This is a genomic window from Falsiroseomonas sp. HW251 (assembly GCF_050563545.1).
Lineage (GTDB): Bacteria > Pseudomonadota > Alphaproteobacteria > Acetobacterales > Acetobacteraceae > Falsiroseomonas.
Genome location: NZ_JBNXUM010000019.1, coordinates 1 through 14513, shown reverse-complemented (window position 1 = coordinate 14513; position 14513 = coordinate 1). Strand labels below are relative to the sequence as shown.

The 14513-nt window shown below is 71.5% G+C and carries 10 protein-coding genes; 3 read left to right on the top strand and 7 right to left on the bottom strand.

What is annotated here, in order from left to right; translation table 11 throughout:
- Positions 1-14: 14 nt before the first annotated feature.
- The gene (locus tag ACLF3M_RS21615) at positions 15-581 is read left to right on the top strand and encodes a hypothetical protein (protein WP_430659053.1); all 567 of its coding nucleotides are present in this window, start codon (positions 15-17) and stop codon (positions 579-581) included.
- Here ACLF3M_RS21615 and cls read toward each other — a convergent pair whose 3' ends face one another.
- The 7 genes from cls to ACLF3M_RS21580 form a co-directional block, all read right to left on the bottom strand.
- Positions 582-2006: a cardiolipin synthase gene (gene cls / locus ACLF3M_RS21610; RefSeq protein WP_430659052.1), complete on the bottom strand. Its 1425-nt coding sequence runs from the start codon at positions 2004-2006 to the stop codon at positions 582-584.
- 66 nt (positions 2007-2072) lie between these two features.
- Positions 2073-2639 carry a PqiC family protein gene (locus ACLF3M_RS21605; protein WP_430659051.1) on the bottom strand — a complete coding sequence of 189 codons (567 nt, stop codon included), beginning with the start codon at positions 2637-2639 and terminating at the stop codon, positions 2073-2075.
- 2 nt (positions 2640-2641) lie between these two features.
- Positions 2642-4327: an intermembrane transport protein PqiB gene (locus ACLF3M_RS21600; RefSeq protein ID WP_430659050.1), complete on the bottom strand. Its 1686-nt coding sequence runs from the start codon at positions 4325-4327 to the stop codon at positions 2642-2644.
- Positions 4327-5649, bottom strand: coding sequence for a paraquat-inducible protein A (locus ACLF3M_RS21595; protein WP_430659049.1), 1323 nt, complete (start codon positions 5647-5649; stop codon positions 4327-4329). The genes ACLF3M_RS21600 and ACLF3M_RS21595 overlap by 1 nt, the downstream gene beginning before the upstream one ends.
- 642 nt (positions 5650-6291) lie before the next feature.
- Positions 6292-7254 (bottom strand): tripartite tricarboxylate transporter substrate binding protein, encoded by a 963-nt coding sequence (locus ACLF3M_RS21590; RefSeq protein ID WP_430659048.1) that lies wholly within the window; start codon positions 7252-7254, stop codon positions 6292-6294.
- The gene (locus ACLF3M_RS21585; protein WP_430659047.1) at positions 7251-10106 is read right to left on the bottom strand and encodes a hydantoinase B/oxoprolinase family protein; all 2856 of its coding nucleotides are present in this window, start codon (positions 10104-10106) and stop codon (positions 7251-7253) included. Before ACLF3M_RS21585 ends, ACLF3M_RS21590 begins: the two co-directional genes overlap by 4 nt.
- Complete coding sequence (locus tag ACLF3M_RS21580; RefSeq protein WP_430659046.1) at positions 10103-11350, bottom strand: NAD(P)/FAD-dependent oxidoreductase; 1248 nt, start codon at positions 11348-11350, stop codon at positions 10103-10105. The genes ACLF3M_RS21585 and ACLF3M_RS21580 overlap by 4 nt, the downstream gene beginning before the upstream one ends.
- A gap of 94 nt (positions 11351-11444) precedes the next feature.
- On the opposite strand from ACLF3M_RS21580, the gene ACLF3M_RS21575 reads away from it, so the two are divergent.
- Together ACLF3M_RS21575 and ACLF3M_RS21570 are read left to right on the top strand one after the other, a co-directional pair.
- Positions 11445-12767, top strand: coding sequence for a Rieske 2Fe-2S domain-containing protein (locus ACLF3M_RS21575; RefSeq protein WP_430659045.1), 1323 nt, complete (start codon positions 11445-11447; stop codon positions 12765-12767).
- The gene (locus ACLF3M_RS21570) at positions 12764-14185 is read left to right on the top strand and encodes a glutamine synthetase family protein (RefSeq protein WP_430659044.1); all 1422 of its coding nucleotides are present in this window, start codon (positions 12764-12766) and stop codon (positions 14183-14185) included. Before ACLF3M_RS21575 ends, ACLF3M_RS21570 begins: the two co-directional genes overlap by 4 nt.
- Positions 14186-14513 lie beyond the last annotated feature (328 nt).

Here is a 14513-nt window from a genome sequence, read left to right as displayed (position 1 = left end):
CAGGAGGTCGCGCCATGCCCCACAATGTCGTCGAGCAATGCGGTCACGTGCTGGAGAACGCCTTCTTCGCACACCAGGACGAGGTGCTGCTGGAACGACTGCGCGCTGAGGCGCGCGACATGGAACGCCGCCAGCTTCTCGCCGCTGCCTCGGGCATCACCGATCAGGCAGTGCTGCAGCACTGGGTCGATCTCGGCCTGACCGCGCACAGCCTGGCCGCGCTGTCGCTCCTGCCGCTGTTGATGGTGGCCTGGGCCGATGGCAGCCTTGACCCGAGGGAGGCCGAGGCGGTGAAGGAGGCCGCGCAGGCCGGCGGGCTGCGCGACAGCCCGGAGGCCGCGGCGCTGCTCGATGCCTGGCTCGCGCGCCCGCCGGGGCCGGAGATGGAGAAGGCCTGGCAGGACTATGTCCGCGCGCTGGCGCCCACGATGTCCGCGGAAGCGCGCGAGGCGCTGCACCGTGAGACCATCGGCCGCGCGCGGCGCGTGGCCGAAACGGCGGGCGGCTTCCTCGGCTTCGGCAACCGCGTCTCGGACAGCGAGAGGCGGATGCTGGAAAGGCTGGAAACGGCCTTCGGCTGACTACAGCACCGGCCCGAGCACCGCGGCCGCGTTGTTCCAGAGCCGCCGCGGCCAGGGCCAGGCCGCGACCTCCTCGCGCAGCACCTCGCGCGATTGCGCGATCCAGGCATCCTGCCGGTGGCGGATCGCGCGGGTCGTCGTGGCATCGGCCAGGAGCAGGTTGTTCTCGTAGTTCAGGTCGAAGCTGCGACGGTCCATGTTGGCGGAGCCGATCAGCGCGGCCTCGCCGTCCACACAGACAGTCTTGGCGTGCAGCAGGCCCGGGCGGAACTCGAAGATGCGCACGCCCGCGTCCAGCAGTTCGGCGTAGTAGCTGCGGCTGGCGGCCGCGACGGCCGGGTTGTCGTTGCGGGCGGGGAAAACGACGGTCGTCGCGACCCCGCGATACGCCGCGGCGCAGAGCGCGGCCTGCATGGAATCGTCGGGCACGTAGTAGGGCGTGGTGACCACCAGTTCGCGCCGCGCGCCATACATCAGGCTCTGGAACATCTCGGGCATGGCGGAATGGCGCACCGTCGGGCCGCTGGCGACGACGACCGCGGGGATGGTGCCGGCCGACGGTGGCAGCTTCTCGCGCAGCAGCGACGCGATGTCGTCGCCGCCATAGGTCATCCAGTCGCTGGCAAAGAGGTGCTGGCACTGCCAGGCCACCGGCCCCTCGACGCGCAGCATGATGTCCACCCAGGGCGCGTATCTCGCCTTGATCAGGAACTCGGGGTCGGCGCAGTTCTGGCTGCCGCAATAGGCGATGCGCCCGTCCACCACCGCGACCTTGCGGTGGTTGCGCAGGTCCACGCGCCCGATCAGCGCGCGCAGGAAGGGATTGCCGACGGGCAAGGCGCGCGCCAGTCGCACGCCTGCCTTCTCCATCGCCGCCCAGTGCTGGCTGCGCACCAGGCGGCGCGATCCCACGTCGTCCACCATGGCGCGGCAGGCGATGCCGCGCGCGGCGGCCTCGCACAATGCCGCCGCGACGCGGGCGCCGTTGCGGTCGGGCAGCCAGATGTAAAAGAGAACATGAACGTGGCGCTCGGCGTGCGCGATATCGGCGACCAGCGCGTCCACCGCTGCGTCGGAGTCCGCCATCAGCGCCGCCGCGTTGCCGCCCAGCGGCGCGTAGCCGCTGATCGAGGTGGCGACGCGGAACAGCGGCAGCAGGCGCGGCGGGAGCGCCCCTTCGGCCGGTTCCGTGGCGCCGGGCGGGCGCGCGGGATCGGGCAGCGCGGCCAGCACCCCGTGCAGGCGCGCGATGCGGCGGCGGCCGATATTCGTCTCGCCCAGCAGGATGTAGCCGACAATGCCGAGGATCGGCAGGCCGAGTATGACGACGATCCAGGCGATGCGCGAGGCGGGGTCGCGGTACGGGCGGAGCAGCACGCGCAGGATCAGCGCGGCCTGCAGCAGGATGTGGATCGCGACGCTCATGCCCGCAGCATGACAGCGAAGCCGGCCACCGTCAGGCGGTCTTCGCGGCGCAGGTTCCCGCGGCGCTCATCTCGTCACGGCCGCCGCGACCTGGTCGGCAAGCTCCCCCGCCGCCGTGCTGGCGGCGGCCACGAAGTCCGAGGTCGCGCCCCCCTGCACCGGCGCCGTCGCGCTCGCCGTGCGGGAGACCGGCGTACGGCGCGAGTCGCGCCAGCTCACCGATACCTGGGCCGTCAGCGTGAGGGTCTGCGGCGCGGTCAGCCCGAGCCGCTGTAGGTTGACCTCCACCACCACGTCCGGGACGACGGTGGTGATGGCGCCGCCGCTGGCGATCACGTTGGTCCCGGGCAGGCGCTGCGCCAGGTTCTCCACCAGCAGCCGCGTCATCATGGCGTCCAGGCTTTCCGCCCACCACTCATTGCCCGCCACCTCCACCCGGTATTCCGCGGCGCTGCGCACGATCTGCACGCGGTCCAGGTAGCGGGCAAGCGAGACCTCCCGTACCGTGATGGTGCGCGGGCCACCGCGCCGGGTCGGGCCCTGCACCGGCAGAAGCGTGTAGAGCGTCGGCTCGGGCGATCGGCAGGCGGCGACTGGCAGCAGGGCGGCAAGGACGGCGCGGCGTCGGAGCATGGTCAGGGTGCCTGGGTGGACCGGCCCCGGATCAGCGCCTCGGGGTTGCGGTTGAGCTGGTCGGCAAGACTGCGCAGCGACCGGGAGGCGACGGTGATCTGTTCCATCATGCGGTCGAGGTCTCGGCGGAACTGGGATTCGTCGCCGTAGCCGCGGTTGGCCGATTGCACCAGCCGGTTGGCCGACTGCACCGCCGCGTTCAGGTTGGCGACGAGCTGCGGCAGGGTTCGCAATGTCGGGGCGGCGGCCGCGTCGATGCGGCGCACCGTCTCCTCCGCGGCCTGCAGCGTCTGGTTGAGCGCCGCGATCGCCTGACGCAGCTCCGGCCCCGCGACCAGGGTGTTCACGCCGGCGATGGTGCTGTTGAGGTTCTCGCCGATCTGCTGCAGCGGGATCGCGTCGATGCGCGACAGCACGCGGTTCACCCCCTCCAGGATGGAGGAGAACTGGCCGGGCGCGGTGGGGAAGACGATGACGTTGTCCACCACCTCTATCTCGGCGGGCTCGGCGTTGGCGACGATCTCCAGCGAGATCTGCTGCTGGCCGGTGATCAGGTTGGCGCTGGCCAGCCGCGCGCGCATGCCCTGGCGCACCAGCAGCCGGGCGTTCTCGAGCGGACCGCGGGCTTCGGCGTTGATCGAACCCGCGATGCGCTCGGGTTCGATCTCGTAGCGCACGGGAACGCGCAGGCTGTTCGTCGCCATGTCGTAGACCAGGTCGAAGCCGAGGACCTCGCCGATGCGCACCCCCTGGAAGCTCACCGGCGCACCGGGCGCGAGGCCGCTGACGGAATCCGTGAAGTAGGAGACCACGGGGATGCGCCGGCGCACCGCGGCGGAATCCGCTGTCTCGCGCGAGGCATACAGGCGGAAGGTCTCGTCGGTCGGCGGCACGGGGCCGCGCAGGGCAGCGTCCGGCGTCTCGAAAGCGATGCCGCCGAGGATCAGGGCGCGCAGCGATTCGAACTGCAGCTGCACCCCCTCCGCCCCGATCTTCACGGCGACGCCCGACGCGTTCCAGAACCGCGTGCCTTCCCTGAGGTAGCTGTCGTACGGGGCGCGGATGAAGGCCTGGATGGTGACGAACTCCGCCATGTCGGCGACGTCCCAGCCCATGACCTGGCCGACTTCGATGTCGCGGAAGAAGACGGGCGAGCCGAGGCTGATGGAGCCGATGCGGTCGGCGCGCAGCCGCACGGTGCGGCCGGGCTCCGTGCTCGCGACGATCGGAGGGTCCTCGAGCCCGGTGAAGCGCCGCTGCGGCTGGCCGTCGCCAGGTCCGGGCGAGAGCTGGATGTATGACCCCGAGAGCAGCGTGTTGAGGCCGGAGATGTTGCCGGCGAAGAGCCTGGGCTTCACCACCCAGAAGCGCGTCGTGCCGGTCAGCAGCGGCTCGGCCTCGCGGTTCATACGCACTGTCAGATCGACATGCTGGCGGTCGGGCGACAGGGCGATGGTCTCGACCGTGCCGACGGTCACTTCGCGTAGCCGGACCTGCGACTGGCCGGCGGTCAGACCCTCCGCGCTGCGGAAGGTGATGACGATGGTCGGGCCGCGCTGGGAGAATTCGTGCCAGACTAGGTAGCCCGCGATCAGCGCGGTGACGATCGGGATCGCCCAGATCGGCGAGAACCAGCGGCTGCGCCCGACCTTCGCGCGGACCGTCGCCTCGGGGTGCGGCGTGTCCATCAAGGGCGCCCCTGGGCGGGATCGGCCGGGTTGGCGCCGGCGGCGTCCCACATCAGGCGGGGGTCGAAGCCCTCGGCCGCCAGCATGGTCAGGATCACGACGGCACAGAAGGCGATCCCGCCATAGCCGGGCTCGATGCTGACGATCGCGCCGAAGCGCACCAGGGCCACCAGGATGGTCACCATGAAGATGTCGATCATGGACCAGCGCCCGATCGCGTTGATCGCGAAATAGAGCCGCGTCCGGTCGCGCAACCTGCCGCGCCAGCCGAATTGCGTGGACAGCAGCAGCACCGCCATGCCGACCACCTTCATCAGCGGCACCGCGACGGAGGCGAGGAAGACCAGCGCGGCCAGCGGATAGAGCTCGGCTTCCATCAGCTCCACCACGCCGCCCAGGATGGTGCTCGGCTGGCCGGATCCGAGCTGGTAGAAGGCGAGGACGGGGAAGTAGTTGGCGGGGATATAGAGGATCGCGGCCGCGACCAGCAGCGCCCAGGCCCGCGGCACGGCACTGGGCTTGCGCGCATGCAGCGTACTGCCGCAGCGCGGGCAATGGTCGTCATGGTGGTGCGGCAGGCTGACCAGGCCGCAGGTATGGCAGGACGCGGCGCCGTCCTCGCGCCGGGCGAGCGCTGTCGCGGCGTGGTCGATGGGCTGGCGCGGGACGCCGCGGCGCTCCATCTCGTCCCACACGGCCTGGCGGTCCAGCACGGCCTCCGCGGCGATCATGGTCAGCATCAGCAGCGCCAGCGCATACAGCGCCATGCCGAGCTCGATGTGAACGAGATCCACCAGCTTCGTGTACGCGACCGCGACGCCGAGCAGGAAGACCTCAACCATGGACCAGGGCCGCAGATGCTCGACGAAGGCGTAGACGCGGCGGATATGCCGCGGCGGGCGGGCCAGGCGCAGCCCGATCAGCACGTAGCAATTGGCCGCCAGCTTCAGCGTCGGCGCGACCACGGTCGTGAAGAGCACGATGACGGTCAGTTCCCACAGCCCGCTGCGGCCCATGTCTACAGGGCCCGTGAACAGGCTGGCCTGGCGCGTCATCCCGGCCGTCGAGACCGTCATCAGCGACATCAGGCAGGCAACGCCGAGAATGGAGAGCGCAGCCAGGTTCAGCGCCAGCGCGCGGCCCAGCGGATCACGCATCGCCTTACGGAGCACCGAGCCGCAGCGCGAGCAGACCGCGGAATCGCCCGCCTCCAGGGCGGGGATGACCTGGAAGCGCCCGCAGCTGCCGCATTCGCAGAGCCGCGCGGGCGTGCGCCAGGACACGGCGTCTTCCGCGCGGCCGAGGGCGGCGGAGGCGCTCATCGTAGCCGGCCCGGCCGGCTGGGGTCACGCATGCGATCTCTGGGGGACACGCCCCGGGAACTCCCTCTGCGGCCTGCGCGCCGGTCCTAGGCCAGTTACGTCGCGCGCGCCATCCGGGCGGGACTATCCATGCCCCCGGCCACCCCGCGCAAGCGAGGTGCGGATTCGGGATAGCGGAACGCCGACGCGGCCCGGGGTGGCGATGTTACACTTCCCGGCGGGATGGACAGGAGCACAGGCATGCCAGCGCCCGGCGCTGGATGAGCCGGTCGGATCGGCGGTGACGCACCCCCTCATCCGCCACGCCGCCCTGATCGCTAAGCCTGTTTCGGGGAGCCGCCGCCGGAGCCCTGAGGTCCGGTCGGCGGGGCGCGTCAGAAGCTAAAGTTCAACGCCAGGTAGGCGCCGCTCAGCGGCATCTTCTGCACGAAGGCGGTGTCGCCCTGATCCAGCGTGAGGGTGCGGTAGCCGACCCGCACGCCGCCCCAGCTCATCTGGTAGCCGATGCCTCCGAAGGACTGCCAGGTGATCTGCGACGCGCCGGCCGGGGCTCAGCCGCTTCTCGCGGGCTTCCCGCAGGACGCGCCCGCGCACCGGGGCGCCGTCGACGGAAGCGCGGACAGCACGCCGGACCTGGCCGTATCAATCCGGGCGGATGTTGCCGGCGCGCACGACGTCCCGCCATTTCGCGACCTCCTCGCGCACCAGGGCCGCGAAGGCCTCCGGCGTGCTGGGCGCGACCACGAAGCCCTGCTGTGCGAAGGGATCGCGGATGGCGGGGTCGGCCAGCGCCGCGGCGATCTCCGCGTTCAGCCGGGCGACGACAGGCGCGGGCGTGCCGGCAGGAGCGAAGATGCCCTGCCAGGACGTCGCCTCAAAGCCGGGCAGGCCGGATTCCGCGATGGTCGGCACGTTCGGAAGCAGCGGCGCCCGCCCGCGCGAAGTGACGGCGATCGGCACCAGCGCGCCGGACTGGACATGCGGCAGCGAGACCAGGAAGTCCGCGAAGGCCGACTGCACCTGGCCGCCGATCAGGTCCGTCATCGCCTGGGCCGAGCCTCGGTAAGGCACGTGCTGCAGCGTCAGGCCGGCGCGCTGCGCGAACATCTCGCCGGTCAGGTGCATGGAGGTGCCGTTGCCCGGCGTGGAGTAGGTCACAGGGCTGCCGGCCGCGGCGCGCGCCGCGGCGATGAAGCCGCCGACGTCGCGCGCGGGAAAGCGCGGCGCGACGACCAGGATCAGCGGCGCCGCGACAAGCTGCGTCACCGGCACGAAATCGCGCACGGGATCATAGGGCAGATTGGGGAAGAGGCTCGCCGCGATGGCGTTGCTGCCGGTGACGCCCGCCAGTAGCGTGGTGCCGTCCGGCGGCGACTTCGCGACGAGGTCGGCGCCCGTCGTGCCACCGGCGCCGGGCCGGTTCTCCACCAGCACGGTCTGGCTCATGCTGATCGTCATCTTCTCCGCGATGCGGCGCGCCAGCAGGTCGGTGCTGCCGCCTGGCGGGAAAGGCACGACAATCCGGATCGGGCGGGTCTGCGCGAGGGCCGGGATGGCCGGCAGCGCCAGCGCGGCGGCGAGGGCACGGCGGGTGATCTTCGTCATGCTGTCGTCTCCTGCGCGCCCCAGCCGCCGCCGCCGGCGGTCTCGATGACGAGCGTCTCGCCGGCGATCCAAGCGAAGCGAGCCTTGGAAGGGAAGTCCCGCATCGCGCCGTCGGCGCCGAGGAGGCGGCAACGCGCAAGGCCGCCGGGCCCGCCGCCTTGCGCGCCGGGCGCGCCCGACAGGTGCCGCTCGCCGCGATAGGAGACCTCCGCCCGGCCCGAGAGCAGGCGGTAGGCCCGACGCACGCCGTCGCCGCCGGAATGCAGGCCGGCACCGCCGGAGCCGCGGTGGCGCTCGACGGCCTCGACGCGGATTGGCGCGATGTCTTCCAGGATCTCGGCCGGCAGATTGCGCGCGTTGGAGACGTCGGCGGAGAGCGCGTGCAGGCCGGGGCGATCGGGGCCGCCGCCCTCGCCGCCGGCCATGATCTCCGTGAACATCCAGGGCCTGCCCGAATCATCCGTGCCGGCAACCGACATCACGACCGCAACGCCGGCATTCGGCGCGCGCGCGGGCCCCGGCGACAGGAGCGCATAGGCTGCGAAGAGCGCGTTGGTCGCGAGCTTCACCGTCGCGGTGCGCGCATTCACCGGCGCGGGGAAGTGCGGGTTGACGACACTGCCCTCGGGCAGGCGGATGTCCAGCAGATCGAGCAGGCCGTGATTGGCCGCGGCGTCCGGCGCCATGCGGCGCAGCAGCGCGAAGCAGGCCGCGACGAGGCCAGAGGGCGCCGCGTTGACGGGCCCAGCGGTCTGCGGCGAGGAGCCCGCGAAATCCACGATGAGGCGCGGGCCGCCGACGCGGCGCAAGGTGGCGCGGATAGCGACGGGATCGGGCGTGATGCCGTCGCCTTCCAGCGCTTCCTCGGCGGCCGCGTCGGCTTCGGGCAGGCCGTCCAGCACGGCGGCGAGCGCGTCGCGGGCTTCCCGCAGCAGCGCCTCGCCGCGCCGCGCGAAGGCTTCCGCGCCGATGCGCCTGGCGAGCGTGGAGACTTCCGCTTCCGCCTGCGACACCGACTGCCATTGCGCATCAAGGTCGGCGCGCAGCATGTCCGGGGTGCGCGTGTTGGCGGCAAGGATCGCCGCGATGCCGGCATCCTCTGCGCCGGCCTGGCGCCACCGCACCGGCGGCAGGCGCAGCCCTTCCTGGAAGATGTCGCGCGCATCCGGCGGAATGGAGCCCGGCGCCAGGCCGCCGACATCCTGGTGGTGCAGGATGGTGGCGGCCAGCGCGACGACGCGTCGTTCCACAAGGACGGGCCTTGCCAGGATCAGGTCAGGCAGATGCGTGCCGCCCGACCAGGGATCGTTGGTGAGGAAGCCGTCGCCTTTCCCCATGGTTGCCGCGGGAAAGGCGCGCAGGATGCCCGCGACGGCGGGGATCATCCCGCCGAGCAGCAGCGGCAGCGACCGCGCCTGCGCCAGCACCCGGCCGTCGGGCAGGAAAAGCGCCGCGGCGCAATCCATCCCGTCGCGCGCAACGGGAGACTTCGCGGCAGCGAGCAGGCTGTCCTGCATGCGGTCGGCCAAGCCCTCGAGCGCGAGGCGCAGGATCGCGCGCTGCGCGGCCTCGGTGGTGTCCGACGCCAGCGGCGGCGGCGGGTCGGCGGCGGGCAGGACCGGCGCGGCATCGAGCAGCCCGCTCGCCGAGAGCAAGCCCGGCGCCGGCGGGATCACGACGCGCGGGCAGCCCATGTGGTTCGCCACCGCCGCGGCAAGGCGCGGCCCGAAGCCGCCACCGACGACCAGAGTCGCGACATCGGGATGGATGTTCCTGCGCAGCGCGATGCGGCGCACGGCCTCTGCAAGTTGCACCGCGGCGACGGCCAGGACCTCCGCCGGCGTTTCCGACAGGATCGGGCCGCCCCGTGCCGTGGGCCGATCGCCGCCAATCCCGACGCTTTCGACATCCAGCGCGGGGCAGCGCAGCGTCATGTCGCCGAGCTGCACCTGCGCGGTCCGCAGCGGAACGCCGTCGCGGACCAGGCTGACCTCCGCCGTCGTGCCGCCGACATCGAGCCCGATCACCTCGCCGCGCGGCACCATGCGCGACACCGCGATCGCGCCGGCCGCCGGGCCCGAGAAGGCGAGCGACAGCGGCGCGTCGAGCGCCGCTTCCGTCGCCGCCAGCGTGCCGTCGGCCAGGGCGAAGGACGGCGCCGGCAATCCGGCCGCGCCCAGCCTCCGTGCGACCGCGCCGAGCGTCTTCGCCAGCAGCGGCTTCAGCGACGCGTCCGCCAGCGTCGCCAGCATCCGCTCGAATTCTCGGGGCTGCGGATCCACGCGATGAGACAGCGAGATCACGGCGTCCGGCCGCGCGGCACGGATCGCCTCCGTCACGCGCAGCTCATGCGCGGGGTTGCGATGTGCGTGCAACAGGCAGATCGCGATCGGAAGGTCGGGCAGCGAGGAGGGCAGGCCGCCGATGTCCAGTGCCACCTGCTCGGTGCCGTCGGCCGCGAGCCGGCCGGCGACGTTGAATCGGAAGGCTGGCGGCGAGAGCCAGGGCGGCGTGGGGGCCGGCGGGTCCGGCGCGTCGGGATCGCGTCGCGATTGGCGGCCGAGATCGGGCAGGTCCGCGAAGCCGCGCGTCGTGACCAGCGCGACCGGCGAAGCCGCGCCGGTCAGCAGCGCATTGGCCGCCAGCGTCGTCGCGATCCGGATGCTGGCGACCTCGTGCGCCGCGATGCCTTCAGCCGCCATGAAGCCGAGCAGCGTCGCGGCGATGTCCTGGCTCCGGGCACGGGGAAACTTCGCGATGCGGGCGGGTTCCGCCGGGTCATGCAGCGGCGCAGCGATGACGTCGAGATGGCTGCCGCCCTGGTCCAGCGCGACCTCGAAGCGCCGCGTCATGCCGCGCGGACGAAGCGCGTGGGCGCGAACGGGCCGAGGTCCACCTCGGGCTCGCGGCCTGCGACGAGATGCGCGACCTCCCGCCCGGTCGTCGCGGCGCTGCACATGCCGACATGGCCATGGCCGAAGGCGAACCAGGCATTGTCCACGCGCGGCGCGCGGCCGATGACCGGCATGGAGTCCGGCAGGCAGGGGCGGTGCCCCATCCAGCGCGTGACGCGCGAGGTGTCGAGGTGCGGGAACATCTCCTGCCCGCGGGCCAGCAGCGCGTCGGCGCGGCGCATGTCGGGCGGCGCGGTCAGCCCCGCGAACTCCACCGATCCCGCGAGCCGCAGCCCCATGCGCATCGGATTGACCATCAGGTTGTGCTCGACCGCCATCACGGTATGGCGCAGCGCCAGGTTGCTGCTCTCGACCGTCACGTGATAGCCGCGCTGCGTCTCGAGCGGGATGGCCGGGCCGAGTTGCTTCGCCAGCCTCGCCGACCAGGCGCCGCCGGCCAGCACCGCGCCTTCGCAGTCCAGCGTCTCCAAGCCCTCGAGCTCGACGCCGGTGACGGAGCCGGCGCGCAGCCGGAAGCCTGTCGCACGCGCCCGCACGACCTCGGCACCGTCGGCCACGCACCGGTCGAAGATCGCGCGCGTCAACGCGGCGGGATCGGGCGTCGAGCCGTTCTCCGGCGCCAGGATGCCGAAGCGGAAGCGGCCTTTCAGGTCGGGCTCCAGCGCGACAAGCTCCTCCTCATCCACGTCGCGCATCTCGACTCCGAGGCTGCGGCGGAGGTTCATCCCCCAGGCCCATTGCCGCGCCGCCTCCGGCCCGGAATAGACATAGAGGCAGCCCGTCCGCCGCATCAGCCCCATCGCGCCGGCGCGCTGCAGCAGCGGCTCGTAGCAGTCGAAGATCGGGGCGAGCAGGCCGCGCATGACGGCCGCGATGCGCGTCACTTCGTCAGCCGAGCACGCGCGCAGGAACCGCATCAGCCACGGCGCCGCGACCGGCGCGTACCACCAGCGCACGGTCAGCGGGCCCAGCGGATCCAGCAGCCAGCGCGGCACCTTCCTCCACATCCCCGGCATGCCGACCGGCAGGCAGGCCGAGGGCGAGAGCGAGCCCGCATTGCCGAAGGACGTCGCCTCGGCCGGGCCAAGCGGATCGACGAAGGTCACGTGGTGCCCATCGCGCTGCAGCCAGGCCGCGCAGCAGGTGCCGACGATCCCGTTGCCGATCACCGCGATGCGCATCAACCCTCCGCCGCCTTGCCGGCGGTTCCGCCCCGGCCCTATTTTCATCATACAGGCAACGCGCCGTCGGACACCCCGTGCCGGAGGTTCATCCGTGATATCAGCCGAACAGAACGAACGCCTGACCCGCGTTGGCCCGGGAACGCCGGGCGGCAAGGTGCTGCGCCACTACTGGCAGCCCATCGCCCTGGCCGACGAGCTGCAAGGCAGGCGGCCCGTGCGGCCGGTGCGCGCGCTCGGCCAGGATCTCGTGCTGTTCCGCGACGAGGCCGGGCGGCTCGGCCTGCTCGACCGCGACTGCCCGCATCGCAACGCGGACCTGGCGTATGGAAGGCTGGAAGACGGCGGGCTGCGCTGCGCCTTCCACGGCTGGCTCTTCGACGTGAACGGCAAGTGCCTCGAGACGCCGGCCGAGCCCGACGGCAGCACGCTCTGCACGAAGATCCGCCAGCGCAGCTATCCCGTGCAGGAACGCAGCGGCATCGTCTTCGCCTATCTCGGAGAGGGCGAGGCGCCGCCCTTCCCTGCCTTCGACTGCTTCGTCGCCCCTGACACCCACACCTTCGCCTTCAAGGGCCTGATCGAGTGCAACTGGCTGCAGGCGCTGGAGGTCGGGATAGATCCCGCGCACGCGTCCTTCCTGCATCGCTTCTTCGACGACGGCGACCAGGCCGAGGCCTATGGCAGGCAGTTCCGCGCGACCAGCGACGGGTCGGACCTGCCGATGACCTATGTGCTGCGGGAATTCTCCCGCCCGCGGATTGAGGTGGACAGCACGCCCTATGGCCTGCGGCTGACGGCGCTGCGGTCCATCAACGACGCCACGACGCATGTGCGCGTCACCAACCTGTTCTTCCCCCAGGCCTTCGTCATCCCGATGAGCGCGGAGATGACGATCACGCAGTGGCACATGCCGGTTGACGACGTCAGGACCTACTGGGTCGCGATCTTCACCAGCTTCGCCGGCCCGGTGGACCGTGAGCGCATGCGCGCGCAGCGGCTGGAGAGCTATTCGCTGCCGGACTACCTACCGAAGCGCGGCCGCCAGAACGAGTACGGCTTCGACCCGGAGGAGCAGGCAAGCCGCACCTATACGGGCATGGGCGAGGACATCAACGTCCACGACCAATGGGCGGTGGAATCGCAGGGCGCGATACAGGACCGCACGCGGGAGAACCTCGCGAGCAGCGACAAGGCGATCGCCGCCAATCGCCGCCTGCTGCTGCGCGCCATGGCGGCGGTCGAGGAAGGCAATCGCCCTGCCCTGCTGCAGGACGACGCGGCCGCGGCGCTGACCGGGCCGTCCACCATCGACACCATGGCTCCGGCCGCGTCCTGGGAAGCGCATTGGCGCCAGGCCGTTGAACGCCGTCGCGGCGCGGCGCCTTGGTCACCGCCGGCGCTCGCCGCCGAATGAGCTTCGCCGAGCGACACAGCCTGCATTCCCGTCAGGTCCGCGACGAGGTCCTGGACCGCATCGCGGAGGACGATGTCGGCGTGGTGCGCCTGGCCTGGCCCGACCAGCACGGCATCCTGCGGGGCAAGACGATCGTTGCGTCGGAAGTCGCGCGCGCGCTGAACGAGGGCGTGACGATGACGACCACGCTGCTGCTGAAGGACACGTCGCACCGGACCGTATTCCCGGTCTGGACCGCGGGCGGGGGCCTCGGCGAACGCGCGCTGGAGGGGGCGGCGGATGCGCTGCTGATGCCCGATCCCGCGAGCTACAAGCGCCTGCCCTGGGCGCCGCATTCCGGCTGGATGCTGTGCGACGCCTACTACCCCGACGGCCGCGTCGTGCCCTTCTCCACGCGGCATCTCCTGCAGAAGCAGGTCGCGCGCGCTGCGGATCTCGGCTTCGACTACGTCACCGGCCTCGAGGTCGAGTTCCATCTCTTCCGCGTCACCGATCCGCGCCTTGCGCCAGAGGATTCCGGTCAGCCCGGCACGCCGCCGGACGTCTCCCTGCTGACGCTCGGCTACAACTACCTGACGGAGCTTCGCTACGACCTGCTCGATCCCGTGCTGGAAGTCCTTCGGAAGGACATCCAGGCGCTCGGCCTGCCGCTGCGGAGCATGGAGGTCGAGTTCGGCCCAAGCCAGGTGGAGTTCACCTTCGCCGCACAGGACGCGCTGGCGAGCGCGGATGCAATGGTGCTGTTCCGCTCCGCCGTGAAACAGGTCGCGCGCCGGCACGGCTTCCACGCGACCTTCATGTGCCGCCCGCGCATGCCGAACGTGATGTCGAGCGGCTGGCACTTGCACCAGTCGCTTCGCGACCGCACGACGGGCCGTAACGCCTTCATGGGCGAAGGCGAGTTGCTATCGCCCAACGCGAGGCACTTCCTCGGCGGGCTGCTGGCGGAAGCGCGCGCGGCGGCGGCCTTCTCCACGCCGACGCTGAACGGCTATCGCCGCTACCGGCCGAACAGCCTCGCACCCGATCGCGCGATCTGGGGCGTGGACAACCGCGGCGTGATGGTGCGTGCGCTCGGCGCGCCGGGCGATCCCGCCGCCAGGCTCGAGAACCGCGTCGGCGAGCCCGCGGCCAATCCCTATCTCTACATGGCGTCCCAGCTGGCCTTCGGCCTGGATGGCATGGCGAAGCGGCTCGATCCCGGGCCGCCGGCCGACACGCCTTACGAGACCAGGGCCCCTGCCCTGCCGCGCAGCTTGGCGGAGGCGCTGGATGCGCTGGAGCACAGCGCCGTCGCGCGCGAGGCCTTCGGCGGACCGTTCGTCGCCTACTATCTTCGCTTAAAGCGCGCCGAGATCGCCCGCTTCGAGGCCGAGGTCTCGGAGTGGGAACACCGCGAATACTTCGAGCTCTTCTGAGCCCTGAACCTGCGTTGCCCGTGCTGTGGTCAGCGCATCGGCCGCCAAGGCGCGAGCGTCGGAGCCGTCCTCGGCCTCTTGGGGGGCCACTCCACCCGGATGCCAGACTGTGCGAGCAGACGCGAGCGGGATCGCACCGCAAAGCTCCCGTTGCCCCGCCAAGAGTACGTTTGCCGCCTCCAGGCCGCGGCTTGGCCGCAAGCGTCGTGCCTCTCCTTGCATGCTGGCGGGATACTGCTTTTTTCTTGGGCGGAACGGAGTCGGGTGGCCGTACGACGCATCCGCAGCTTCCTGTGGCCGAACGAGTTTCAAGGCGTGGCAGACGACG